Source organism: Phyllobacterium sp. SL163 (assembly GCF_049896885.1).
In the GTDB taxonomy this organism is placed as follows: Bacteria; Pseudomonadota; Alphaproteobacteria; order Rhizobiales; family Rhizobiaceae; genus Phyllobacterium; species Phyllobacterium calauticae.
This window is the reverse complement of record NZ_JAFCVE010000001.1, coordinates 507,294-532,366: the sequence shown is the minus strand read 5'-3', so window position 1 is coordinate 532,366 and position 25,073 is coordinate 507,294. Positions and strand designations below refer to the sequence as shown.

Below are 25,073 nucleotides of genomic sequence, written 5' to 3'. Positions count from 1 at the left end.
TTTGACATCACGCGCAACATGCGAATGTCAAATTCAAAGTTCCACTAGAATCTCATATTTATCAGTGGTCCTTTGATTCTGACATTTGCCTGAATGGCTGTATCAAAGGATTGCAAATGTCAGAATCGGACCACTGGGAGGGGCGAATGGCAATGGATGCCGATGCGATCATCGTTGGGGCCGGATTGTCGGGGCTCGTCGCCGCAAACGAATTGGCACAGGCGGGCAAGAAAGTCATCCTTCTCGAACAGGAAGGCGAGAACTCCGTCGGCGGGCAAGCCTTCTGGTCGCTTGGCGGCCTGTTCTTCATTGACAGCGCGGAACAGCGCAGGCTCGGCATCCGCGATTCCTTCGAACTCGCGCGGCAGGACTGGCTGGGTTCGGCACAGTTCGACCGTGCCGAGGATCACTGGCCGAAACAATGGGCCGATGCCTATCTGCAATTCGCCGCCGGCGAAAAGCGCAGCTGGCTGCATTCGCTCGGAATGCGCTGGTTCCCGATTGTCGGCTGGGCGGAGCGCGGCGGCGCGCTGGCGAACGGTCACGGCAATTCGGTCCCGCGCTTTCACCTGACCTGGGGCACGGGCCCCGGCGTCGTCGCGCCGTTCGAACGCCTGCTGCGCGATGCCGTTGCCAAGGGCCTGATCACGCTCAAATGCCGCCACCGCGTCAATGCGCTGGTGACGACCAACGGTGCCGTGACCGGTGTCAGCGGCGATGTGCTGGAGCCGTCGACGGCGGAGCGCGGCCAGCAGTCGGGACGTGAGGTGGCAGGCAGTTTTGAACTGTCGGCGCCGGCCGTGATCGTCACGTCGGGCGGCATCGGCGGCAATCCCGAGCTGGTCAAGCGCAACTGGCCGCGCGACCGGCTTGGCAATCCGCCCGAGAATATGGTTGTCGGCGTGCCGCACCATGTGGACGGCCGGATGATCGACATCACGGTGAAAGCCGGCGGCAGCGTCATCAACGCGGACCGCATGTGGCACTACACGGAGGGCCTCAGGAACTGGAACCCTATCTGGCCGAACCACGGCATCCGCATTCTGCCCGGCCCCTCGTCGCTGTGGTTCGACGCCAGGGGCAATCGCTTCCCGGCGCCTTACTTTCCGGGTTTCGATACGCTGGGAACGCTCAAGCACATCCTGTCGACCGGATACGACTATTCCTGGTTCGTGCTGACACAGAAAATCATCGAGAAGGAGTTTGCCCTGTCCGGTTCCGAACAGAACCCTGACATGACGGGCAAGGACTGGAAGCTGCTCCTGAAGAACCGCCTCGGCAAGGGCGCGCCGCCACCGGTGGAGGCTTTCAAGCAGCACGGTGAGGACTTTGTCGTGCGTGACAACCTGCAGGATCTGGTCAAGGGCATGAACGCGCTGGCCGGCGACAACCTGATCGACCACGACCATCTCCGATACCAGATCGAGGCGCGCGACCGCCAGATCGGCAACAAATATGCCAAGGATGCGCAGGTCACCGCCATGCGCGGCGCGCAGAATTATATCGGCGACCGGCTGACCCGCATCGCCAAACCGCACCGGATACTCGATCCGAAGGCTGGTCCGCTGATTGCCGTGCGGCTCAATATCCTGACGCGCAAGACACTCGGCGGCCTGCACACCAATCTGAAGTCACAGGTGCTGGATGCTGCGGGCGCGCCTGTTCCCGGCCTTTATGCCGCAGGCGAAGCCGCTGGCTTCGGCGGCGGCGGCTATCAGGGCTACAACGCGCTGGAAGGCACCTTTCTCGGCGGCTGCATCTTTTCCGGCCGGTCCGCCGGTCGGGCGGCGGCGGGCAGAGGCTGAAATTTACTCGGCCGCGCCTTTGAATGCGTCTGCACCTGCTTCGAACTGCAGCTTGGCAAGGTTTGCATAGATCCCGTTCTTCTTGACGAGGCTCTGGTGCGTGCCTTCCTCGACGATGCGGCCGTCATCCATGACAAGAATGCGGTCCGCCTTGAGGACCGTTGCCAGCCGGTGCGCGATGACCAGCGTCGTGCGCCCCTGCATCAGGTGTTCGAGACCCTTCTGCACCAGAATTTCACTTTCCGCGTCGAGAGCCGACGTCGCTTCATCCAGCAGCAGGATCGGCGCATCGCGCAGGATCGCCCGCGCAATGGCGATTCGCTGGCGCTGACCGCCGGACAGCGTCACGCCACGTTCGCCAACCTGCGTCGCATAACCGTGGTCGAGCGCTTCGATAAAGTCATGGGCGAGCGCTGCTCTGGCTGCCGCCTCGATGTCGGCGGTGCTGGCGCCCGGCCGGCCGAAGCCGATATTCTCCCGCGCCGTCGCGGCAAAGATGGTCGTATCCTGCGGCACGATGGCAATGCGCGACCGCACCACCGCAGGATCGGCTTCGCGCAGATCGACGCCATCCACCCGGATGCTGCCCGACACCGGGTCGTAATAGCGCAGCAGCAGCGAAAACACCGTACTCTTGCCAGCGCCGGAGGGCCCGACAATGGCGACAGTCTCGCCCGGCTTGACCGCGAAATCGAGACCGCGCAATGCCGGAGCATCGGGCCGCGTCGGATAGTTGAAGCGGACATCCCTGAAAACAACGGAACCGACCGGCGGTTCCGGCAGCGCCACGGGGTTGAGCGGCGTGGCAATGGCGGGCTTTTCCGCCATGATTTCCATCAGCCGTTCCGCCGCGCCGGATGCCTGCGACAGCTCGCCCCAGACCTCGGACAGCGCCCCGAGCGCCCCGGCGGCAAACACCGCATAGAGCAGGAACTGACCGAGCGTACCCGGCGTGATGGTTCCGGCCAAAACGTCACGCGAACCGAACCAGAGCACGGCCACGACACTGGAAAAGATCATGAAGATCGCAAAGGCCGTCAGCACGGCGCGCGCCTTGACCGAAGAACGGGCCGCGGCAAAGGCATCCTCGACGGCGGAGCCGAACCGCCCCGTCGCCAGCGCCTCGTTGGTGAAGGCCTGCAGGGTGCGCACGGAGATGATGGATTCGCTGGCATAGGCCGTGGCATTGGCCAGCGTGTCCTGGGCATTGCGCGAACGGCGGCGCACCGACCGGCCGAAGGCGACCAGCGGGATGATGATCACGGGAATGGCGGCAATCACCAGCCCGGACAGTTTGGCACTGGTGATGACCATCATGACGATCGCGCCGAAAGCCAGAATGAGGTTGCGCAGGGCAATGGAGGCGGTGGCGCCTACGGCCGATTTGATCTGCGTGGTGTCCGCCGTCAGCCGCGAGACGATTTCACCCGACTGCGTGCTGTCGAAAAAGGCCGGTGACAATTTGGTGAGGTGCGCGAAAACATCGCGGCGCAGATCCGAAACAATCCGCTCGCCGAGCGTGATGACGAAGTAATAGCGCCCGGCGGATGCAACGGCGAGCGCGGCCGCCAGAACGATCAGCATGCCGAAATAATTGTCGATAAAGGCGCCGTTCGAGCCGGAAAAGCCGTGATCGATCATCCGGCGCACCGCCAGCGGAAGGATGAGCGTCGTCACCGCTGCAATGCTCAGCGAGATCAGAGCGCCGATCACCATACCCTTGTATCGGGACATATAGGGGAAGATGCGCTGCAGCGGCTTGAGCGAGCGCCGTTTCTTTTCTGCTTCTGCGTAAGCCGTGTCGGCCATATTTTTCAAGTCTTCCTGTATCGCATCGTGACTTTGCTGCCGGATGGCCTTGTTATTGTTTTAAGGCTGATGTATAGGCTCGCCAACAGTTTTGGAAGCCCACGTTTCTGTGACGTTTGGCTTCATCTCTACCAATCGGCTCCGAACCGGCCCTCCGCACCCTGTGTGGCTCTGGTTTTGTGCCCCTTAAGTTCAGGATAAGACAGATGAGAGCCAATATTCATCCAGACTACCACACCATCAAGGTTGTGATGACAGACGGCACCGAATACTTGACCCGTTCCACATGGGGCAAGGAAGGCGATACGATGAACCTCGATATCGATCCGACCACGCATCCCGCATGGACCGGCGGTTCGCAGCAGCTCACCGACCGTGGCGGCCGCGTTTCCAAGTTCAAGAGCCGTTTCGCCAATCTGGGTATTTAATCCCTTCGGCACACCGGATTTCAAAACGGCTCCGCTCACGCGGGGCCGTTTTGCTTTGGCGCGATCAGTCCCGCTCCGCGACAATGATGAGTTCGCGGCTTTCCGGCAGAACCGGGCCTTCGACCCAATCGCCATACCACGCGGTTCGGGTAAATTCCGCGTCCCGCAGATGCGTGCCGATGTCCGCCTGGGACAGAAAGCGCAGGGTGCTGGCATTGGCCAGCGTTTTCCCCGTCCTGTGAAAAACATGATCCGTCTCGAAAGCAACCCGATCGCCATTCACCGCGATCAGCCGGTGTTGGACACCGACCTCTCCCACGCCGGCGACTGACACCGTCCGGGCCGTCTGCTCCGGCGTCCAGCTTTCCCATGCCTTCACCGCCGGATTGCGGCTTTCGAATATCAGCCGCCCCTCCTTTGCCAGATGCGCATGGGCAGCCCTCAAGACGGCATGCACGTCGTCATCGGTGAGGAACACCTGGAAGACGTGGCCGGTCATGATGATCAGATCGAAGCGCTCGCCCAGATCCAGCGACCGCGCATCCGCCTCGATCCAGGTGACGGCTCCGCCGCCTTCCCTGCTCCGTGCGATGTCCAGCATTGTCCGCGCCGGTTCGACGCCCGTGACCGCATGGCCGCGCGCCGCCAGCATGCAGGCGAGGAGGCCCGTGCCGCAGCCAAGATCAAGCACGCGCTTCGGCCTTCCGGCGCTGCGCAGATAGAATGCACTGTCCTCCCCTGCCGGGTTCAGGCTGTCATAAAGCGCGGCAAGTTCACCATTCGTGTAGATATCATCCAGCATGCGGTTGCCGTCCGTCCTGTCTTTGCACAAAGATTGCATCCATGTCCTTGTCCCCGCGCCCGAAACCATGTTTGCTGCCCCCACCATCTGGCGCGGAGAACATCATGCGGAGCGGACACGAAAAACTCGTACGGGCAACCATTGACGATGCAGACGCCGTCCGCAACCTCGTTCGCGCGTCCTATGCCAAGTGGATACCGGTGATCGGCCGCGAACCCAAACCGATGGGTGCCAACTACGAACATGCCGTCCAGCACCATCTTGTCGACCTTCTCTACGCCGATGGCGAACTGGCGGGCCTCATCGAAATGATCCGGGAATCCGGTTGTCTCCTGATCGAGAACGTCGCCGTCGCACCGGCCTTTCAGGGTCGCGGTTATGGCAGGCTGCTCCTCACCCACGCGGAGGCACTTGCCGGCTCGCTCGGTTTGCGCAAACTGCGGCTTTACACCAACAAGATGTTTGCCGAGAACGTCGCGCTCTACCTGAAGCTTGGCTACACCATCGACCGCGAGGAACCCTTCCTGGGCGGCATCGCCGTGCATATGAGCAAGCCCATCCCCCGCTACGCCTGAGTTTTTCTTCCGCGTCACTTACCTTGAGCGCAAATAAAAAGCCCACTGGTCTGCAACCGGCGGGCTTCTTTGGGAACCTCGTCAGATAATCAGGCGGCGCTGAGCTTGGCCAGAACTTCGTCGCTGACTTCAAAATTGGCGTAGACGTTCTGCACGTCATCATCGTCGTCGAGTGTTGCGATCAGGCGCAGCACGGACTGGGCCTTTTCCTCATCGACCGGCGCCGTGGTCTGCGGCTTCCAGATGGCCTTGATGGACTCGGCTTCGCCGAGCGCGCTTTCCAGCGCCTTGGACACATCGCCAATGTCTTCGAATGCGCAAAGAATGGTGTGGCCGTCTTCATCGGTCTGCGCGTCATCCGCACCGGCCTCGATCGCCGCATCCATGATCTTGTCGGCACTGCCGGCTTCCGGCTTGTAGGTGATTTCGCCGACGCGGCTGAACATGAAGCCGACCGAACCGGTTTCGCCCAGCGCACCGCCTGATTTGGTGAATGCGGCACGCACATTCGATGCGGTGCGGTTGCGGTTGTCCGTCAGCGCTTCGACGATGACGGCAACACCGCCCGGGCCGTAGCCTTCATAGCGCACTTCTTCGTAATTATCGGCGTCGCCGCCCGCGGCCTTCTTGATGGCGCGTTCGATGTTGTCTTTCGGCATCGACTGGGCGCGCGCGTTCTGCACTGCGAGGCGCAGACGCGGGTTCATCGCCGGGTCCGGCAGACCCTGCTTGGCGGCCACGGTGATTTCGCGTCCGAGCTTGGAGAAAATCTTCGACCGAACGGCGTCCTGACGCCCTTTGCGGTGCATGATGTTTTTAAACTGTGAATGGCCTGCCATGGCACCCCTGCGTGCTTAGATATGGTTCTGCCGTTTCCCTCGGAAGCCTGCGAACCAAGTCTGCAGGCAGTTCAGGCGGAAACAGGCGTCTGGAATGGCGCCCTTATAGGTAAAAACCGGCGTCTCGTCCAGCACCCGCGCGATCACAATGGGGGAAGTTGCAGCCGCATATCGCCATAGCCGGCTTTGGAAACAGCCGCGCGACGATTTTATCGTCATTGCCGGCAAAGGCCGGTGTATGGCCTTTGCCGATAGAGATCAGCGTGCACAGAAGGTGATGTGCACGCTGGCGGATGGTCAAAACAGGCGCGCTGCAATGCCCGAACGGCGGAGCATTTCGATCGCAGCCGCAGCCAGGGCCGACTTCAGCACGGCACCGATCAGGAACGGCGCAACGCCGGAAGCCCAGGCCGCTTCGAAACCGAAGAGATGCGCCAGCCACGAGGCGCCGAGGGCGAGGCAAAGCAGGTTGCCGAACAGCATGACCGCAGCCGATACGAACGGGTTGCGCGTCAGGCCGCGTTCCGCCAGGAAGCCGACGGCAACGGCGACGACCGGGAAGGCCGCGAGGTAACCGACAGTCGGTCCGGCGAAATAAAGGAACCCGCCGGCACCGCCGGCCAGAACTGGCATGCCGATCATCGCTTCACCTAGCCAGGCAAGCACTGTCAGGCCACCCAGACGCCAGCCGTAAAGCGCGCCGACCATCGTCACGGCAAATGTCTGCATGGTGACGGGCACCGGAAACATCGGCACTTCGATCCACGAGCTGACGGCAAGGAAGGCCGTGCCGATCAGAACGGCCAGAGCCTTGAAAGCAATGGAGCGGTTCGCCAGCCTCAGCGGGACGAAAGCGGTGGGGAATGCAGTCTGGGTCATGGAAGGTCTATCCTCAAACGAGTGTTACAGAATCGGGCGTGATTGGTTGCGCCGGGTTGTATCGAGCTATTTCCAGAAGGCGGGAATGGTTTCTTCCAGCCGCGGGCCAATGCGCAGGGGAGAAATCCTTTCGGCAAGTCCGGTGCGGTCGGAAATATCCACACCGACACCGCAGATCGTCGCCTTGCCGCTGGCGGCTTCAAACCGGCCTTTCGGCACTTTCGACAGAAAGCGGTTCAGCGGTTCTTCCTTGTCCATGCCGAGCGATGAATCGTAATCGCCGCACATGCCGGCATCGGACATATAGGCCGTTCCGCCATTGAGGATCTGCGCATCGGCGGTCGGCACGTGGGTGTGCGTGCCGACGACGAGGCTGGCGCGGCCGTCGACGAAATGGCCAAAACACTGCTTTTCGCTGGTGGCTTCCGCATGGAAGTCGAACACAACGGCATCGGCCTGTTCGCCGAGCGGACAGGCGGCGAGAATCTCCTCGCCGATGGTGAAGGGGTCATGCAGATCCGGATGCATGAAGACGCGGCCCATGATGTTGGACACAAGCACGCGCGCGCCGTTCTTGGCGAGAAACACACCGGAGCCCTTGCCGGCCGTGCCGAGCGGGAAATTCGCCGGGCGCAGGAACCGCTGTTCGCGTGAGGCGAAAACCAGCGCTTCCCGCTGGTCCCAGACGTGATTGCCTGTCGTGACCACGTCGGCCCCGGCATTGATCGTGTCGTGAAAGATTTCCTCGGTGATGCCGAAGCCGCCCGCCGCGTTCTCGCCGTTGACGATGACGAAATCGAGCTTCAGGTCGGATATCAGTCCCGGCAATTGCTCATAGACCGCCGTCCGGCCAGAACGCCCCACCATATCCCCAAGAAACAGTAATCTCACGCGCACATCCTGAAAGAGAGCCCGGTCCTTGCCCGGGCCTGAAATGATCGATTTATCTGTCTAGCCGAAGCGGCGCAACCCGCTTTCCGTCAGGATCGCCTCCAGCGGCACATCATGCGGCTCATCGGGTACGGTTTCAACCTGCTGGCAGTCAAACGCCACGCCGATCAGGCGCGGGTTCACGCCCTTGATCTGCAGATGCGCGATGGCCCGGTCATAGTAGCCCGCCCCATAGCCGATGCGGTGCCCCCTGACGTCGAAAGCCGCCAGCGGCACCAGCATGAAGGATGGATCAAGCACCGCTGCGTCGTGCGGCGGCCCCGCCGTGCCGAAGCCCGTATCGATCATTGGCGCGCCGCGCACCAGTTCACGGAAAAGGATGGTCTGCTTGTCGATGATAGCGGGCAGGCAAAGCCGGGCGCCGCGCTCGCGCAGGCCGAACAACAGCGGGCGCAGATCCACCTCCGAGCGGATCGGCCAGAAGCCCGAAACAATGGTGCCCGCATCGACGGCAAGCGCCGCCAGACCGAAATCCGCAATGCGCATCGAGGCTTCGATGCGGAATTCCGTCGTCAGCGCATCGCGGCGGCCAAGGGCCTCCAGGCGCAGTTTCTTCTTCAGCTCTTTGATGGGGGAGTGGTGCTGCACGGGCTTGATTTCATGGGGCGCCGGCACGCGAACCGGCTCGGGATGAAACAAAAGTGGCGTCCACACAACCGATGGAGAAGTCGATCCCGGGAACCTACAAAGTAGGTGGGTGCCGTGTGAAGAAGCCCACGGGCCTCCTCAGGGACAGCTCCCTAAGGGATCATTAAGGCCCCGGGGAATATGTCTCTCCTGTCGAGAAGCGCAGAGCGCCGATCCGAATATAGGACGGATGCAGGCATTGCACCAGTGCGCGGCAAACGATTTTCCCTCCCCGCACAATCTTTGTCGCATAATCATTGTGGAGGTGTGGGACACCCCCCCTCTGGGCTGCCGGACAGAGGGGGTGAAAGACCTCCATCACAAAAAATCACATCAACTTATCCACGTTCTCCCATCCGCGCTTATCCTTCTCGTGTCCTTTCCGGCGGGAATGCTTCCGGAAACCTTCGAAAGTCGGGAAAGGATCGGCGCTTCGGCTTCACAGGGAGGAAAACCTGTGCGGCCGGGGAGGTTTGGCTCAATGGATGCGCATTGGGCAAAGCTCTCAAAAACGCCGGGGCGGGTGGTCCCCAGGATCGCAAGCATAGCATACCAGAACACCCAAGACCCGCGTTCCAGGGACCGCCCGTCTTTCCCACCTTTCAACAGCCAGACGCGACAGCGGGCGTGGCAACGGGAAAACCATATCGCCGCATTCCCGGACGGCTCTTGCCCTCCTCCGGCACGCCCCTTAATCTTTGTCGATCACGAAAGGGAATGCGATGCGGTTTGAAGGTACAGCGGCCTATGTGGCCGACAAGGATCTGATGGTGGCGGTCAATGCGGCGATTGCGCTTGAACGGCCACTGCTGGTCAAGGGCGAACCCGGCACCGGCAAGACCGAGCTTGCCCGGCAGATTGCGGCGGCGCTCGATCTGGAACTGGTCGAATGGAACGTCAAATCCACCACCAAGGCGCAGCAGGGCCTCTACGAATATGATGCCGTCAGCCGCCTGCGCGATTCACAGCTTGGCGATGCCAAGTTCAACGACATCGCCAATTACATCAAGCCCGGAAAGCTGTGGCATGCCTTCACCACCGACAGGAAAGTCGTGCTGCTGATCGACGAGATCGACAAGGCGGATATCGAGTTCCCGAACGATCTCCTGCAGGAACTCGACCGCAACGAATTTCACGTCTACGAAACCGGTGAAACGATCCGCGCCATACACCGGCCCATCGTCATCATCACCTCCAACAACGAGAAGGAACTGCCCGATGCCTTTCTGCGCCGCTGCTTCTTCCACTATATCCGCTTCCCGGATGTCGAGACGCTGACCCGGATCGTCGAGGTGCACTATCCCGGCATCAAGCAGAACCTCGTGCGCGCCGCCCTCACCCAGTTCTACGAGATCCGCGATGTGCCCGGCCTGAAGAAGAAGCCGTCGACATCCGAAGCGCTGGACTGGATCCGCCTGCTGGTCGCCGACGACATCGCCCCGGAAGATTTGCGGGCCGACCCGAAGAACGCCTTGCCGAAACTGCACGGCGCCCTGCTGAAGAACGAGCAGGACGTGCATCTGTTCGAGCGGCTGGCCTTCATGGCGAGGAGGCAGGGATGACGCTCGCCATCCGCCCCATCGAGAGAACCGGCATCGTTCATCGCTTGCAATAAAAGGGTCCCACAATGTTCCTCCCCTTCTTCCTCGAGCTCAAGGCGGCCAAGATTCCCGTATCGCTGCGGGAATATCTGACGTTGCTTGAGGGGCTGGATGCGGGGCTGGTGACCTATGATGTGGAAGGGTTCTACTATCTCGCCCGTTCCGCCCTGGTGAAGGACGAGCGCCATCTCGACCGCTTCGATCAGGTCTTCGGCCACGTGTTCAAGGGGCTGGAACTGCTCGGCGGCGAGAGCGGCATCGACATTGCCAATCTGCCCGAGGAATGGTTGCGCCGGCTGGCCGAAAAACACCTCACCGAAGAAGAGAAAAAGCTGATCGAGGCACTGGGCGGTTTCGACAAGCTGATGGAAATCCTGCGCCAGCGGCTTGAGGAGCAGAAGGGCCGGCATCAGGGCGGCTCGAAATGGATCGGCACGGCCGGAACCTCACCCTTCGGTGCCTATGGCTACAATCCGGAAGGCGTGCGCATCGGCCAGGACGAAAGCCGCAACCGCCGTGCGGTCAAGGTGTGGGACAAGCGCGAATTCAGGAATTTCGACGACAGCGTCGAGCTGGGCACCCGCAACATCAAGGTTGCCCTCAAACGGCTGCGCCGCTGGGTGCGCGAAGGCGCCGATGACGAGCTCGACCTGTCGGGCACCATCAGGTCAACCGCCGAACACGGCTATCTCGATGTCCAGACGCGGCCCGAACGGCGCAATCATGTCAAGCTGCTGATGTTCTTCGATGTGGGCGGCTCCATGGACGAACATATCCGGATCGCAGAAGAACTGTTCTCCGCCGTCCGCTCCGAATTCAAGCACATGGAATATTTCTACTTCCACAATTGCCTCTACGAGGGCGTGTGGAAGGACAACCGCCGCCGCCACGCGGAAAAAATCCCGACGCTCGATCTCATCCATAAATACGGACCGGACTACAAGGTCATCTTCGTCGGGGATGCCGCCATGGCGCCCTACGAGGTTTCCCATGCGGGCGGATCAGTCGAACACTGGAACCAGGAGGCCGGGGCGGTCTGGCTCGGCCGGGTGCTCGACCACTGGAAGAACGCCGCCTGGCTCAATCCGTCAAAGGAACAGTACTGGGACTACACCGCCTCGACGGCGATGATCCGCAAGATTTTCGCGCATCGCATGTATCCCATGACCCTGGCGGGCATCGAAGGAGCGACGCGCGAACTCTCGCGCAGGCACTGATTACCCGAACGAGTACCCAGCACCGCGCACGGTGCGGATCGGATCGATCGAGCGGCCGATATTGATGGCCTTGCGCAGCCGCCCCACATGCACGTCGACGGTACGGTCGTCCACATAGATGTCAGCGCCCCAGACATTGTCCAGGAGCTGACCGCGCGAGAACACCCGGCCGGGAGACTGCATCAGGAATTCCAGCAGGCGGAATTCGGTCGGCCCGAGCTTCAGCTCGCGTTCCTTGCGGAACACGCGGTGCTGCTCGCGGTCGAGCTTCAGGTCGCCGAAGCTGAGCACATGCGACAGCAGGCTCGGATTGACCCGGCGCAGCATGGCCTTGATGCGGGCAAGCAGTTCCGGGGTGGAGAACGGCTTGACCATGTAGTCATCGGCGCCGGTGGCAAGGCCGCGCACCCGCTCGCTCTCTTCGCCGCGCGCCGTCAGCATGATGATCGGCAGGATTTCCGTCTCGCGCCGTGCCCGCAGGCGGCGGCAGAGTTCGATGCCGGAAAGGCCCGGCAGCATCCAGTCGAGAATGAGCAGATCCGGCACTTTTTCACGCAGCGCAATTTCCGCCTCGTCACCGCGTGCGATTGTCTCGACGACATAGCCTTCGGCTTCAAGATTGTACCGGAGAAGGACGCTGAGCGCTTCCTCGTCTTCGACAACAGTGATTTTGGGAGCGATCGCCATTGCTGGAATCCTGATTCTGTTTAAGGCTGTCTGGCTTCATCGACGATGATGCTGTGGGTCTGGTCTTCCTTGGGCCGTTCGGCCGGAAGCTGGGCACCCGTCACGATGTAGTAGACCGTTTCAGCAATGTTCGTCGCATGGTCTCCGATGCGCTCGATGTTCTTGGCGCAGAAGAGAAGGTGCGTGCAGGCAGAGATGTTGCGCGGGTCTTCCATCATGTAGGTCAGGAGTTCGCGGAACAGCGAGGTATACAGCGCATCGATTTCGTCATCGCGCTCGCGCACGATGTTGACCTGCTGCACGGAGCGTGTCGCATAGGCGTCGAGCACGTCCTTGAGCTGCGTCAGGGCGAGTTCCGCGATGGTCTGCAGGCCGCGATAGACCGACAGTGTCTGGCGTGTATCGGTGACGGCGACAACCCGCTTGGCGATGTTCTTGCCGAGGTCGCCGACCCGTTCGAGGTCGGAGGAAATGCGGATGGCGCCGATGATCTCACGCAGATCGATCGCCATGGGCTGGCGCTTGCCGATGATGGTGATGGCCTTTTCGTCGATCTCGCGCTGTCCGGCATCGAGGATGAGATCATCCGAAATGACGCGCTGGGCCAGCGCGTTGTCGGAGTTCACCATGGCGGTGACGGCCTGTTCGACCATGCGTTCGGCATGGCCGCCCATTTCGGCGATCTTGTGCGTCAGGAACTTCAGTTCGTCGTCATAGGAACGGACGGTATGCTGCGACTCGGTCATATTCTTATCCCTGTTTCCCGTGATTAGCCGAAGCGTCCGGTGATGTAGTCCTGCGTGCGCTTTTCCGTCGGATTGGTGAACATCATTTCCGTATCGCCCACCTCGACGAGATTTCCGAGATGGAACATGGCGGTGCGCTGCGAAACGCGGGCCGCCTGCTGCATCGAATGGGTGACGATGACGATGGTGTAGTTCTGGCGCAGTTCGTCGATCAGCTCCTCGACCTTTGCCGTGGCAATCGGATCGAGCGCCGAGCATGGTTCGTCCATCAGGATGACTTCCGGGCTGACGGCAATGGCGCGGGCGATGCACAGGCGCTGCTGCTGGCCGCCGGAAAGGCCGGTGCCGGCTTCATGCAGGCGGTCCTTTACCTCGTCGAACAGGCTGGCGCGGCGCAGGCTCTTCTCGACGATTTCCTCCAGCTCGTGCCGGTTCTTGGCAAGACCATGGATGCGCGGGCCATAGGCCACGTTCTCGAAAATGGACTTCGGGAACGGATTGGGCTTCTGGAAAACCATGCCGACCCGGGCGCGCAGCTCGACCACGTCGATTTTCGGATTGTAGATATCCTCATCATCGAGCGTGATCTTGCCGCCGATCTTGCAGCCTTCGATCGTGTCGTTCATGCGGTTCAGCGAGCGCAGGAAGGTCGACTTGCCGCAACCGGACGGGCCGATCAGCGCCGTCACCATCTTCTCAGGCACATCGAGGCTGACACCGAACAGGGCCTGCTTTTCACCGTAGTGAACGGTGACATCCTTGCCCTGCATTTTGATCGTATTGACCTGTGCACTCATTTTGTCGTTTACCGCTTTTTCGAGAGATCGTTCTGTCATGAGATTCATTGTTCGCTCCCGTTTTACCTACCAGCGCCGCTCGAAGCGGCGACGCAGAATGATGGCCCCGATATTCATGACTGCAAGAAACAGAAGCAGCACGATGATAGCGCCGGATGTGCGCTCGACAAAGGCCCGCTCCGCTTCGTTCGCCCACATGTAGATCTGCACCGGCAGGGCGGTTGACGGATCAAGCGGCGTGACCGGATAGTTGGCAACGAAGGCCACCATGCCGATGAGCAGCAGCGGTGCTGTTTCACCCAGCGCGTGGGCAAGGCCGATGATCGTGCCAGTCAGGATGCCGGGGGCGGCCAGCGGCAGCACATGGTGAAACACCATCTGTGTCTTCGAGGCACCGATGCCCAGTGCCGCCGAGCGGATGGATGGCGGCACGGCGCGCAAGGCCGCACGGGTGGCGATGATGATCGTCGGCAGCGTCATCAGCGTCAGCACCAGGCCGCCGACCAGCGATGCGGAGCGCGGCAGGCCGAAGAAATTGATGAACACGGCCAGCCCGAGCAGACCGAAGACGATGGACGGAACCGCGGCGAGATTGTTGATGTTGACCTCGATGATGTCTGTCAGGCGGCTCTTCTTGGCGTATTCTTCCAGATAGATCGATGCGGCCACGCCGATGGGCAGGGAAAGGCACAGAACGATCAGCATCATGTAGAGCGAGCCGATGAGGGCCACACCGAGACCCGACGTTTCCGGACGGCTCGATGCGCCGAAGGTGAACAGGCCGCTGTTGAAGCGCTGCGCCATGGCGCCTTCCTTGGCCAGCGTGTTCATCCAGGCAACCTGACGGTCCGATACCTTGCGGTTGGCCTGATCGACACTCAGGTCGATCTGGCCCTTGAAGGCCGAGTCGATGTCGCCGCCGGTCAGCACCCAGAGGGTCTGCGTCGTGCCGATCAGTGCCGGATTTCCTGAAACCAGTTCCCGCAGCTGGCTGCGCGAGCCGTCGGAGACAAGCTTGCTCAGTTCGCGGATCGCCGGCTTGTCGTCAAGGCTGACGCCCAGCTTTTCGGCAAGGGCATTGCGCACCAGGATCGGATAGTTCGCGGTGAGCAGAACGGTCGGGTCGGTCGCACGCTTGTTCGCGGGGTCGATCACCTTCTCGTCGAGCTTGACCGAGAGGCTGACCTCCGTCTGCCAGAACGCCGTGTAGCCGTTGGAAATCACCGAGTAGAGCAGCGCAACCAGGAAGAACAGGCCGATGGCAATCGCGGTGATGCCGTAAATCTTGAACCGGCGCTCGGCGGCATAGCGGCGCTTCAGACCGATGTCGCGCCGGACGACCTTTGCCGGAGCAACTGCCGCAGGATTGAGTGTTGTGTCGGTCATTCGTACTGCTCCCGGTACTTACGCACGATGTATAGCGCGAAAATGTTCATCGCCAGCGTGATGAAGAAAAGGGTGAGGCCAAGGGCGAATGCCACCAGCGTCTGCGGTGAATTGAATTCGAGATCGCCTGTCAGCTGGTTGACGATCTTGACGGTGATGGTCGTCATGGCGTCGAACGGATTGATGTTGAGATTCGCCGCAACACCGGCTGCCAGAACCACGATCATCGTTTCACCGATGGCACGCGATGCGGTGAGCAGCAGTGCGCCGACGATGCCGGGCAATGCGGCAGGCAGCACGACGCGGCGGATCGTCTCCGAACGGGTCGATCCAAGCCCGAGCGATCCGTCACGCAGCGACCCCGGAACGGCGGTAATGATGTCGTCCGACAGGGAGGAAACGAAAGGGATCAGCATCACGCCCATCACGATACCGGCGGTCAGCACGCTCTGCGCCATGATGAAGGGATAGCCGCCCGAGATGGCAGCACTGATATCGCGCAGGAACGGTCCGACGGTGACAAGGGCAAAGAAGCCGTAGACGATCGTCGGGATGCCCGCCAGCACTTCAAGCAGCGGCTTGACGACAGAGCGCACGCTGCGGCTGGCATATTCGGCCATGTAGATGGCGGCGAACAAGCCGACCGGCACGGCGAACAGCATGGCGACCAGCGCGATATAGAGCGTGCCGGCAAGCAGCGGAATGAGACCGAACTGACCCTGCGCACCATTGCCGCCGGCTGCGGAGAAGCGCGGATCCCATACGGTGCCGAAGAAGAAGCTCGACGGGGTTACGGACTGGAAGAAGGTGATGGTCTGGAACAGCATCGACAGAACGATGCCCACCGTCGTCAGGATGGCGATGGTCGAGGCCGCGAGCAGTCCCCAGAGGATGATCCGCTCGACATTGTTGCGGGCCCGCGTGCGGACATTGACGCCGGACAGACCGAAGATCGCACCGGCAACTGCAAGGACAATGGCCACCACCGCGCCGATATTATGCGCGCGCGCCGTGCTCTTGTTCCATTGCACGGCAACGGGGATCATGAAGTCCTGGCCTTCCGTCGCCAGGGCCACGCCCTTGCTCGACAGCAGCGGCCGCAATTCGGAGAACGTGGTTGGAAGGTTCGCCCGCTCCTGGTCCGTCAGCTTGTCGAGACCCCGCGCGATGCCGCCGACCATGCCAAGCTCGAGGCTCTGGCTAGCAATGACGCTTTCGCTGTTGTGCACCGGCAGGCTGTTGATGGCCTGGCGCTCGATATAGAAGCTCGACCCGATGGCCCAGACCAGGATGAAGATAATTGCTGGCAATACGGAAACCAGAAAAACCCACCAGCCGTGATAGTGCGGCAGAGAATGGGCTTTGACACTTCTGTCATCTTTGCTGATGGCACGCTGGCGTCCAAGAAAGAACCCGACAAGACCAATCGCAACGACAATCACTAAAACCAACAAGGTGGACATCAACGCTTCCCCGATCTGTCCTGCAACGAGAGCATAGGCCCCGAGAAATATCCGGCGCGGACAGGGTTCTGTCCGCGCCGGTTATCGGCTTACTTGCCAGCCATGGTCTTGCCGGCGGCGAATGCGGAGCGCTGAGCTTCACGCTCTGCATCCGGTGCAGCAACCAGGCCGTATTCGACCAGCGGGCTATCCGGACCGACCATCTGGTCAGCAAGGAAGAAGTCCACATATTCCTTCAGGCCGGGGATGACGCCGAGATGCGCCTTCTTGACGTAGAAGAACAGCGGGCGCGAAACCGGATACTTGCCGGTGGCAATGGTTTCCGTGCTTGGCTTGATGCCGTTGACGGTTGCAACCTTCAGCTTGTCCGCATTGTTTTCGTAGAAGGCCAGACCGAAGACGCCAACGCCTGTTTTGTTGGCATCGATGCGAGCCAGTGTTTCCGGATAGTCGCCGTCGATGTCGATAGCCTTGCCATCCTTGCGGACAGCGATACAGGCAGCAGCAGCGGCCTTTTCGTCAAGACCGGCAGCCTTGATCGCATCGGCTGCACCGGTGGCCTTGCAACCGCCAGTCATCAGCTTCTCTTCGAAAACTTCACGTGTGCCGTGCTTTTCGCCAGGAATGTAGGCGGCGATGTCCCAATCGGGCAGCTTCGGGTTAACCTGGTTCCACTTGGTGTTCGGGTTGGCAACCAGCTTGCCGTCGACAACGACCTGCGCAGCAAGAGCGGTATAGACGTCCTTTGGCTCCAGCGCCCAATCCGGGCCCTTGATGTCGGTCGCGAACACGATGCCGTCATAACCGATGCGGATTTCTTCAACGTCCTTGACGCCAGCGTCAACGCAGGACTTCAACTCGGTGTCCTTGATCGGACGCGAGGCATTGGCGATATCGATGGTGTTTTCACCAACGCCCTTGCAGAATTCCTTGATGCCGGCACCCGAACCGCCGGATTCAACGACCGGGGTCTTGAACTTGGGGAATGTTTCGCCAAAAGCTTCGGCGACGATCTTGGCATATGGCAGCACTGTGGATGAACCGCTGACCTGAATCTGGTCGCGAGCGGATGCGCCAACTGTCGTGGCAATCACCGAGATCGCAATCAGAGCAGTGGTGGAAATAAGCTTGTTCATAGGAGCAGCTCCTGTTGGATTAACTGTGTGACGCCTCCGACGTCGTCTGCCGTCTATAGAACCAATATAACAGTCATATGACACTATTGTTACAGTTCTGTAGCGCGGCCTGTGCGTGAGCCGCGCCCGCGGCGGAATCAAAATTCCTTCTAAAACCATCAAGTTAACCGTCTATGGATTTTGCACAGCTTGGCACAGTGAAGATAAGCTCAACGATTCCAGTGGGTTCATGACGCTCAATTGCGACACTCGCGCAGGCAACCCTGCCATACGCCGCAGGGGGACAATACCGTCCCCCCGCTGCGGTTTCAAAAAAATTCCGCGCAAGCGACGGATTGTCCCGCTCCCGCCGTTTAAGTCACGACAAATGACAGTCTGCTGAAAGGAAAAGTTTGATGAAATCGAAAGTAGCTGCGGTTCTTCTTGCCATGGTGCCACTGTCCCTGCCCGCAACCCTGGCGATGGCGGCACCCAAGGCCGACACCAATGGCGACGGCACAATTTCGCTGGCCGAATATCAGGCCGCCACCCGGGCGCGGCTGCTCAAATTCGATACAGACGGCGACGGCAAACTCTCGCTCGAGGAGTGGCTGAAGCGCCCCGCCGCAAAGAATGCCAAGCGCGATCCCACGGCGGTGTTCAACCGGATCGATACAAATCATGACGGCTTCATCGATACGGCGGAAATGGATACTGTAGCGAAGAAGCGGTTTGAGCGCCTCGACACAAATTCCGATGGCCAATTGACCAAAGAGGAACGCCACGGACACAAGAAGGGCGCCACCGACAGTTCACAGGAGTAACGGCAAGCGTGCAAAACCTTGGACAATCGCAACACGGATGAAGAACTGCTGGTGAAGATCGGCCAGCATGACGATGCGGCCGTCCGAACCATGGTGACACGCAAGCTGCCGCGCCTGCTCGCCCTGGCGGCGCGGATGCTTGGCGACCGGAATGAAGCCGAGGACGTCGCCCAGGAAGCCTTTATCCGGCTGTGGCGGCAGGCGGGCAGCTGGCAGAGCGGCCGGGCGACCTTTGATACATGGCTGCACCGGGTCACGCTCAATCTCTGCTACGACCGCCTGCGCCGGCACCGGGAACAACCGGTGGCCGAGACACCCGAGAGGGCAGATCCAGCCCCCGACCCGGAACAGTCGCTTTCAACCCGGGACGAAAGCGACCGGATCAAACGGGCCCTCGCCTCCCTGCCCGACCGGCAGAGGGAGGCCATCGTGCTTCAATATTATCAGGAGTTCAGCAATATCGAGGCAGCGCAGATCATGGATATCAGCATTGAAGCCCTGGAGAGCCTTCTGGCCCGTGCCCGGCGCAATTTGCGGACAGCCCTGGAAGAGACTGCCCAACAGGAGAAGGCAAAATGACCCCGCAACGTTTTCAGGAACTGACCGAGATCTATGGTGCCGAGGTGCGGCGCTGGCCGCCGCCCGAACAGGCCGGCGCCGTCGCCTTCATCAGGGAGCATCCTGATATCGCCCAGCCGGCGCTCAGGCTGGCGGCGGAACTCGACGGGATGCTGGCGCAGTACCGGACCGCCCCGGCGGAGGCTGCGCTGCGCGAACGCATCATCGCCTCCTCCGGCAGGTCCTGGTCCGGCTGGAAGCGCGCCCGTCTCTGGTGGCAGGGCACCGGGCTCGCCGGCATTGGATTGGCGGGCGCGATCACCGGCGCCCTTCTCATCGGCGTCATTCATTCCGCCGAATCGCGCGGATATGAGGACCAGGCCTATGCGGTCACCGCCTTCAACATCTCTGATGAACTGGAAGAGTAAATGAGTGAACGGTCACGCAACATCCTTCTCGTCGCTTCGCTTGCCCTCAATGTCTTCATTGCCGGCGGCGTGATCGGCGGCGGCTACATCTGGCACACATTCGGCCATTCCTGGACGACGGAGAACCGGCGCGGCGTTCGCTTTGCCGCCGAATATCTGACGCCGGAGCAACAGAAGGCACTGCGGCAAAATCTGGCAGCGGCCCGCAAGGACAATGGACCCCTGGCCGATGCCGGACGGGCAAGCCGTGCCGAGATTGCCCGGCTGCTGGCACAGGATGTCATCGATCCGGCTGCGGTCAACGCGGAACTGACCAAAGCCCGCGAAGCCGATTTCGCCCTGCGGACACGCATCGAGCAGACCATCGTTGCCTTTGCCGAAAGCCTGTCGCCGGAGGACCGCAAGACGCTCGTCGAGGGTTTGAAAAAGCGCAATGTCATTTTGCGGCAGACGCCGGCAAAAAAACAATGAATGCCCGCGACGGAATTTTCCGGTGCCCCCGTTCAATGACTGTCAATGCCAGACAGGCTGCGAACGGAGAAGACCATGGTTACAACGGCAACAGATGCGGCGGCGGCCATTGCGGTCAATCGCTTCGGTTTGGGAAAGCGGGCTAGCGAACCGCTCCCAGCCGACCCCAGGCACTGGCTGCTCGATCAGATCGGCCGCTACGAACCGCGCCCGGCAGCGTTTGCCCAGCTCCAGACCACACCCGAAATCGCGACGCAGTATGCCAGTGACCGGCAAAAGCTGCAGGCGCTCGACGGCGACGAGAAAATCGCCCTGCGCAAGGAGCTGAACAAGGCGGCCCGCCTGCTTTACCGCGGCGAGATCGACGCGCGCAGCCGCAATGCCCTTGCAACGCCCACGCCGTTCCTGGAAGCGCTCGTGCATTTCTGGTCGAACCATTTTGCCGTGTCGGCCGACAATCCCGCAATGCTGAGCCTTGCCGGCGCCTTTGAGCGGGACGCGATCCGCCCCCATGTCACCGGGCGCTTCACCGACCTGCTGTTTGCCGTCGAGCAGCATCCGGCCATGCTGATCTATCTCGACCAGATCCGTTCGGCGGGTCCCGACAGCCCCCTCGCCACGCGCGCCAAGCGGCGCAATGCCGGCGAACTGCCGGGGATCAACGAGAATCTGGCCCGCGAGATCATGGAATTGCACACGGTCGGCGTCGGGTCCGGCTATACGCAGAAGGATGTCACGGAGTTCGCCCTGGCCCTCACCGGCTGGTCCGCCGGACGCATGGGCGGCAAGGCCGATGCCAGTCAGGCCGGTGTATTTCAGTATCGCCCCGGCCTGCATCAGCCGGGCAAGCGGCTGATCCGCCGCCGCGTCTACGGCGCAACCGGTGAGGATCAGGCAGGCGCAGTCCTGAAAGATCTGGCCAGCGATCCGGCAACGGCAAACCACATCGCCACAAAGCTCTGCCGCCATTTCATCGCCGACACACCCCCGCAGGCAGCCATTGATCGGATCAGCAAGGCGTTTCTTGCCTCCGGCGGTGATTTACCGGCGGTGTATCGAGCGCTCGTCGAAGCACCGGAGGCATGGGCAGTGCCGTCTACCAAGATCAAGACTCCCTGGGAATGGCTGGTTTCAGCCATGCGCGGGCTGGATTATCCCGACCTTGGCAAGGCCAACGCCGCCAACCTGTTGAACCAGCTGGGCCAGCCGGTCTGGCTGCCACGTTCACCCGCCGGTTACGACGATATCGCGGCGAGCTGGCTGGCTCCCGATGCCCTGGTGCGGCGGGTGGAGGTTTCGCAAAGGCTGGCGGCAAGGGCGGACCGGTCGCTGAAACCGGAAGAGCTGGCGAACAACCTGCTCGGAAACGCGCTGACCGACAGCACGGCAACGGAAATCAACCGCGCCGAATCCGTCCAGACGGGCATCGCCCTTCTGCTTGTTTCACCTGATTTTCAACGGAGATGAGCATGACCAACCGCCGGGATTTTCTGCGTCTGGCCGCCATCGGGGCGGGATCGATGCTCGTGGCGCCGCGTATCGTCTTTGCCAATGTGGCGAGCGACCGCCGCTTCGTCTTCATCATCCAGCGCGGCGCCGCCGATGGCCTCAACATCGTTGTGCCCTATGCCGACCCCGCCTATGCGCAGCTGCGCGGCGGCCTCGCCATCCAGACTTCAGACGCCATCAAGCTCGACGGCATGTTCGCCCTGCATCCCGCGCTCACCGGCATGGGAACGCTCTACGGCAACCGGCAGGCGCTGTTCGTGCACGCCGTCGCCTCACCCTACCGCGAGCGCTCACACTTCGACGGCCAGAATGTCCTGGAGACCGGCGGCACCAGCCCCTACCAGATCCGGGATGGCTGGCTGAACCGGCTGGTAACGCTGCTGCCGAAATCGGCTGACAAGGCCATTGCCTTTGCGCCGACCATACCGGCTGCCCTGCGCGGCGCGGCTGACGTTACCTCCTACGCACCCTCGAACCTGCCGGAAGCATCCGACGATCTCCTGCTGCGGGTGGCGCAGCTCTACGACCGGGACCAGCAGTTTCATCCGGTCTGGAGCGCGGCAATGGAAGCGCGCGGCTTGTTCCACGACATGGAATCCCGCCAGAATCCCGCCGCCGCCGGCAGAACCGCCGCCGAGGCGCTTGTCAGGCCTGACGGCCCGCGCATCGCCATGATCGAAACCAGCGGCTGGGATACCCATAGCGGCCAGGAGAACCGGCTTGCCAACCAGCTCAAGGCGCTCGATGCCATGATCGATGCCATGCGCGACGGGCTTGGCGACGTCTGGCAGCAGACTACCGTGCTGGTGGCTACCGAATTCGGCCGCACCGCCGCCGCCAACGGCACCGGCGGGACCGACCATGGCACCGCGACAACCGCGCTCATCCTCGGTGGCGCCGTCAACGGCGGACGCATCCTGGCGGACTGGCCGGGCCTTGCCCCGAATGCACTTTATGAAAACCGCGACCTGAAACCCACCATGGATCTTGACGCGCTGATCGCGGCGCTTGCCGCAGAAACCTTTGGTCTCGAACCCGAGCGCACCATGCAAACGCTCTTTCCGAACCGCCCCTTTGACCGGTCCCTGCAAGGGCTGATCAGAACGTGAACCACCAACCAACCCTTTGAAGAGGCTATCATGAGAACCATCCTGAGCATGATTACCGGCGGTCTTGTCGCCATTGCCACGCTTGCCGGAGCACAAACCGCCAGCGCCCTGCCGCTCCTGCCGGTACAGGGCGAACACCTGCAATCCCAGGCCGAGCCCGTCTACTGGCGGCACGGCTATTACGGCTGGCACGACGGCTATTACTACAATGGCCACCGCGGCTACGGCTATTACCGGCCGGGCTACCGCTTCTATCGCGGCTATTGGTTCCCGCTCGAAGCATTCGGGCCAAGAACCGTTATCATCGAGCGCCCGGCTCCCATCATCGTTCATCGCCGGCCGATCGTGATATACCGCTGAGACGCCAGTCTCCGCCAGTCTCTGTCCATCTGGGCGCCTTGACAGGCGCCCCGCAGTCCCATAATTATCAAGTCATCTGATGACTATGGGACCTCTACGCCATGCAGCCTGCCGCCCGCACCAATCTTGCCGATACGGCGATTGACAACATACGCGCCGAAATCGTCAGCAATCGCTGGCCGGTCGGCGACCGCATCCCCAATGAGGCGGCCCTCGCCGACATGCTCGGTGTGAGCCGCGGGACCGTGCGCGAAGCGGTGCGGGTTCTCGTCGCGCAGGGATTTCTCGAGACCAAGCAGGGCTCCGGCACCTATGTCCGCTCGATCATCAACCCGGACGAAAGCCTGTTGCGGATCAGGCGCACCGGCCTGCGCGACCAGGTCGAGGCGCGCTGCGCCTTGGAAGTCGAAGCGGCACGCCTGGCTGCCCTGCGCCACACTCCGGAGGTCGTCGCCGACCTGCGCCAGCTGCTGGCCGATCGCGGCGAATACGCTACGGCCCGGCACGATTATTATGTCGAGCACGATCTCGCCTTCCACAAAGCAGTCGTCGCCGCCTCGTGCAATCTCGCCCTCATCGAAGTCTACGAATTCTTCTCGGTTTCCACCCAGGAAATCATCCGGGCCACGGTCACGGGCGAGCTGCCCGAACCGGATATGGCGGCCCACGCGGCCATCATCGACGCGATTGAATCCGGCGATCCGGACAAGGCGGCATCCACCGCCCGCGCCTTCATGGCTCCCCTTCTCATCGAACTCGATCGGTTGCTCGCATCATGAATCAGCATCTTCCGCCTGAACACCCCAGCCGCCTGGCAGCGGATCTGAACATTGCCGCCGAACAGCTTGTCGATGCCGAGGTGGACAGCGTTCCCCAGCCGCGCGTGCCGGATTTCAAAACCCCTGGCGCGCAGGTTCTGTTCGGCCTCAGCCTCGTTCTCATCGCCTACAATCTGCGCCCGGTTTTCTCCAGCGCGTCGGTGCTTTTGCCGGAAATCATCGCCCAGACCGGACTGTCATCCTTCGGCGCGGGCGTGCTCACCACGCTGCCGGTGCTCTGCCTTGGCCTGTTTGCCCCGCTGGCGCCGCGTCTCGCCCAGCGCATCGGCGCGGAGCGCACGCTCCTCGGCGTTCTCCTTCTGCTGGCGCTCGGCACCGCCCTGCGCGGACTCGAATCCCTGCCGCTGCTGTTCATCGGCACGGCGCTGGCGGGCGGCTGCATCGCCATCGGCAATGTGCTGCTGCCCGGTCTGGTGAAGCGCGATTTCGCCAGCCGCACCGGCATGATGACCGGCCTCTATACCATGGCGCTGTGCGCGGGCGCGGCCAGTGCCGCCGGCCTGACCCTGCCGGTGCAGAAGATGCTTGGCGGATCGTGGTCGCTGGCGCTCAGCGCCTGGGCCTTGCCGGCGCTGGTTGTCACCGCGATCTGGCTGCCGCAGGCCCTCGCCCGCAAGGTCCGCACCAAACATGCGGGCTTCAAGGTGATCGGCCTCTGGAACGACCGCCTGGCATGGCAGGTCACCCTGTTCATGGGCCTGCAGTCGGCACTCGCCTACTGCGTCTTCGGCTGGCTGGCGCCCATCCTGCGCGATCGCGGCCTTGACGGAACGACCGCCGGGGTCGTGGTTTCCGTGTCGGTCATGGCGCAGGTCTTCACCTGCCTGCTCGTGCCGTCGATTGCCGTGCGTTGCCGCAATCAGAGCCTGATCAATGTGGCGCTGGTCACGATTGCCGTTGCCGGCCTGCTCGGCCTGCTGTTTGCGCCGCTCTCCACGGTCTGGCTGTGGGCTGTCGTCCAGGGCATCGGCCAGGGCGGGCTCATCGCCATAGCCATGACGATGATCGTGCTGCGCTCGCCCGACTCGCATGTCGCCTCGCACCTCTCCGGCATGGCCCAATGCGTCGGCTACATGCTTGCTGCCATCGGTCCGCTGCTTGTCGGCCTGATCCACAGCGTCACGGAAAGCTATGCGGCAACGGCCATCCTGTTTGTGCTGCTCGGCATTGGCGTTGCCATTTTCGGCTGGGGCGCCGGCCGTGCCCTGCAGGTGCAGGCCCGGACCATCACCCTGTGAACGACAGCTA

The 25,073-nt window shown here is 61.9% G+C and carries 26 protein-coding genes and 1 other RNA gene; 14 read left to right on the top strand and 13 right to left on the bottom strand.

Annotation, left to right across the window (positions count from 1 at the left end):
• Positions 1–146: 146 nt before the first annotated feature.
• Positions 147–1,805: an FAD-binding dehydrogenase gene (locus ACP7B1_RS02665; protein WP_346305053.1), complete on the top strand. Its 1,659-nt coding sequence runs from the start codon at positions 147–149 to the stop codon at positions 1,803–1,805.
• Positions 1,806–1,808: 3 nt separating this feature from the next.
• Here ACP7B1_RS02665 and ACP7B1_RS02660 read toward each other — a convergent pair whose 3' ends face one another.
• Positions 1,809–3,614 carry an ABC transporter transmembrane domain-containing protein gene (locus ACP7B1_RS02660; protein ID WP_346305054.1) on the bottom strand — a complete coding sequence of 602 codons (1,806 nt, stop codon included), beginning with the start codon at positions 3,612–3,614 and terminating at the stop codon, positions 1,809–1,811.
• 206 nt (positions 3,615–3,820) lie between these two features.
• Between ACP7B1_RS02660 and rpmE the strand changes: the two genes are divergently transcribed.
• Positions 3,821–4,042, top strand: coding sequence for a 50S ribosomal protein L31 (gene rpmE / locus ACP7B1_RS02655; RefSeq protein WP_130271002.1), 222 nt, complete (start codon positions 3,821–3,823; stop codon positions 4,040–4,042).
• Positions 4,043–4,106: 64 nt separating this feature from the next.
• Here rpmE and ACP7B1_RS02650 read toward each other — a convergent pair whose 3' ends face one another.
• The gene (locus tag ACP7B1_RS02650) at positions 4,107–4,844 is read right to left on the bottom strand and encodes a class I SAM-dependent methyltransferase (protein WP_346305055.1); all 738 of its coding nucleotides are present in this window, start codon (positions 4,842–4,844) and stop codon (positions 4,107–4,109) included.
• A 104-nt stretch (positions 4,845–4,948) separates the two neighbouring features.
• On the opposite strand from ACP7B1_RS02650, the gene ACP7B1_RS02645 reads away from it, so the two are divergent.
• Positions 4,949–5,419 carry a GNAT family N-acetyltransferase gene (locus ACP7B1_RS02645; RefSeq protein WP_288194854.1) on the top strand — a complete coding sequence of 157 codons (471 nt, stop codon included), beginning with the start codon at positions 4,949–4,951 and terminating at the stop codon, positions 5,417–5,419.
• 89 nt (positions 5,420–5,508) lie between these two features.
• Here the strand turns inward: ACP7B1_RS02645 and ACP7B1_RS02640 are convergent, their stop codons facing one another.
• From ACP7B1_RS02640 to ssrS, 5 genes are all read right to left on the bottom strand, one after another.
• Positions 5,509–6,258, bottom strand: coding sequence for a YebC/PmpR family DNA-binding transcriptional regulator (locus tag ACP7B1_RS02640; protein WP_223613674.1), 750 nt, complete (start codon positions 6,256–6,258; stop codon positions 5,509–5,511).
• A 297-nt stretch (positions 6,259–6,555) separates the two neighbouring features.
• Complete coding sequence (locus ACP7B1_RS02635; protein ID WP_346305056.1) at positions 6,556–7,137, bottom strand: biotin transporter BioY; 582 nt, start codon at positions 7,135–7,137, stop codon at positions 6,556–6,558.
• 66 nt (positions 7,138–7,203) lie between these two features.
• Positions 7,204–8,028, bottom strand: a complete 825-nt coding sequence (locus tag ACP7B1_RS02630) for a TIGR00282 family metallophosphoesterase (protein ID WP_223613676.1) — start codon at positions 8,026–8,028, stop codon at positions 7,204–7,206.
• Between the two features lie 60 nt (positions 8,029–8,088).
• The gene (locus tag ACP7B1_RS02625; protein ID WP_346305060.1) at positions 8,089–8,703 is read right to left on the bottom strand and encodes a 5-formyltetrahydrofolate cyclo-ligase; all 615 of its coding nucleotides are present in this window, start codon (positions 8,701–8,703) and stop codon (positions 8,089–8,091) included.
• A gap of 27 nt (positions 8,704–8,730) precedes the next feature.
• Positions 8,731–8,887: non-coding RNA, 6S RNA (ssrS, locus tag ACP7B1_RS02620), on the bottom strand.
• 550 nt (positions 8,888–9,437) lie between these two features.
• On the opposite strand from ssrS, the gene ACP7B1_RS02615 reads away from it, so the two are divergent.
• Both ACP7B1_RS02615 and ACP7B1_RS02610 read left to right on the top strand, forming a co-directional pair.
• Entirely contained in the window at positions 9,438–10,277 is an 840-nt protein-coding gene (locus ACP7B1_RS02615; RefSeq protein ID WP_426136401.1) for an AAA family ATPase, read from the top strand.
• Between the two features lie 65 nt (positions 10,278–10,342).
• A complete protein-coding gene (locus ACP7B1_RS02610; RefSeq protein ID WP_346305058.1) occupies positions 10,343–11,533 on the top strand; it encodes a VWA domain-containing protein in 1,191 nt (396 codons plus the stop codon).
• Here the strand turns inward: ACP7B1_RS02610 and phoB are convergent, their stop codons facing one another.
• From phoB to ACP7B1_RS02580, 6 genes are all read right to left on the bottom strand, one after another.
• Positions 11,534–12,220: a phosphate regulon transcriptional regulator PhoB gene (gene phoB, locus ACP7B1_RS02605; RefSeq protein WP_162700294.1), complete on the bottom strand. Its 687-nt coding sequence runs from the start codon at positions 12,218–12,220 to the stop codon at positions 11,534–11,536.
• 20 nt (positions 12,221–12,240) lie between these two features.
• Positions 12,241–12,966, bottom strand: a complete 726-nt coding sequence (gene phoU, locus ACP7B1_RS02600; protein ID WP_105734424.1) for a phosphate signaling complex protein PhoU — start codon at positions 12,964–12,966, stop codon at positions 12,241–12,243.
• A gap of 23 nt (positions 12,967–12,989) precedes the next feature.
• Entirely contained in the window at positions 12,990–13,763 is a 774-nt protein-coding gene (pstB, locus tag ACP7B1_RS02595; protein ID WP_223614121.1) for a phosphate ABC transporter ATP-binding protein PstB, read from the bottom strand.
• A gap of 66 nt (positions 13,764–13,829) precedes the next feature.
• The gene (gene pstA / locus ACP7B1_RS02590) at positions 13,830–15,149 is read right to left on the bottom strand and encodes a phosphate ABC transporter permease PstA (RefSeq protein ID WP_346305059.1); all 1,320 of its coding nucleotides are present in this window, start codon (positions 15,147–15,149) and stop codon (positions 13,830–13,832) included.
• Complete coding sequence (gene pstC / locus ACP7B1_RS02585; protein WP_223613680.1) at positions 15,146–16,612, bottom strand: phosphate ABC transporter permease subunit PstC; 1,467 nt, start codon at positions 16,610–16,612, stop codon at positions 15,146–15,148. The genes pstA and pstC overlap by 4 nt, the downstream gene beginning before the upstream one ends.
• Before the next feature lie 89 nt (positions 16,613–16,701).
• Positions 16,702–17,748 (bottom strand): substrate-binding domain-containing protein, encoded by a 1,047-nt coding sequence (locus ACP7B1_RS02580; RefSeq protein ID WP_223613681.1) that lies wholly within the window; start codon positions 17,746–17,748, stop codon positions 16,702–16,704.
• A gap of 395 nt (positions 17,749–18,143) precedes the next feature.
• On the opposite strand from ACP7B1_RS02580, the gene ACP7B1_RS02575 reads away from it, so the two are divergent.
• From ACP7B1_RS02575 to ACP7B1_RS02535, 9 genes are all read left to right on the top strand, one after another.
• Positions 18,144–18,551 carry an acid-shock protein gene (locus ACP7B1_RS02575; protein ID WP_346307270.1) on the top strand — a complete coding sequence of 136 codons (408 nt, stop codon included), beginning with the start codon at positions 18,144–18,146 and terminating at the stop codon, positions 18,549–18,551.
• Positions 18,552–18,569: 18 nt separating this feature from the next.
• A complete protein-coding gene (locus ACP7B1_RS02570; protein ID WP_223613683.1) occupies positions 18,570–19,130 on the top strand; it encodes an RNA polymerase sigma factor in 561 nt (186 codons plus the stop codon).
• Complete coding sequence (locus ACP7B1_RS02565; protein ID WP_346307269.1) at positions 19,127–19,537, top strand: hypothetical protein; 411 nt, start codon at positions 19,127–19,129, stop codon at positions 19,535–19,537. The genes ACP7B1_RS02570 and ACP7B1_RS02565 overlap by 4 nt, the downstream gene beginning before the upstream one ends.
• The gene (locus tag ACP7B1_RS02560) at positions 19,538–20,008 is read left to right on the top strand and encodes a periplasmic heavy metal sensor (RefSeq protein WP_346307268.1); all 471 of its coding nucleotides are present in this window, start codon (positions 19,538–19,540) and stop codon (positions 20,006–20,008) included.
• 75 nt (positions 20,009–20,083) lie between these two features.
• Positions 20,084–21,475 (top strand): DUF1800 domain-containing protein, encoded by a 1,392-nt coding sequence (locus ACP7B1_RS02555; RefSeq protein ID WP_346307267.1) that lies wholly within the window; start codon positions 20,084–20,086, stop codon positions 21,473–21,475.
• A gap of 2 nt (positions 21,476–21,477) precedes the next feature.
• A complete protein-coding gene (locus ACP7B1_RS02550; protein ID WP_346307266.1) occupies positions 21,478–22,626 on the top strand; it encodes a DUF1501 domain-containing protein in 1,149 nt (382 codons plus the stop codon).
• Between the two features lie 30 nt (positions 22,627–22,656).
• The gene (locus tag ACP7B1_RS02545) at positions 22,657–22,986 is read left to right on the top strand and encodes a hypothetical protein (protein ID WP_346307265.1); all 330 of its coding nucleotides are present in this window, start codon (positions 22,657–22,659) and stop codon (positions 22,984–22,986) included.
• A gap of 101 nt (positions 22,987–23,087) precedes the next feature.
• On the top strand, positions 23,088–23,765 hold the full coding sequence (locus ACP7B1_RS02540; protein WP_223613688.1) for a FadR/GntR family transcriptional regulator: 678 nt from the start codon (positions 23,088–23,090) through the stop codon (positions 23,763–23,765).
• The gene (locus ACP7B1_RS02535) at positions 23,762–25,063 is read left to right on the top strand and encodes an MFS transporter (protein WP_346307264.1); all 1,302 of its coding nucleotides are present in this window, start codon (positions 23,762–23,764) and stop codon (positions 25,061–25,063) included. Before ACP7B1_RS02540 ends, ACP7B1_RS02535 begins: the two co-directional genes overlap by 4 nt.
• The last annotated feature ends 10 nt before the right edge of the window (positions 25,064–25,073 follow it).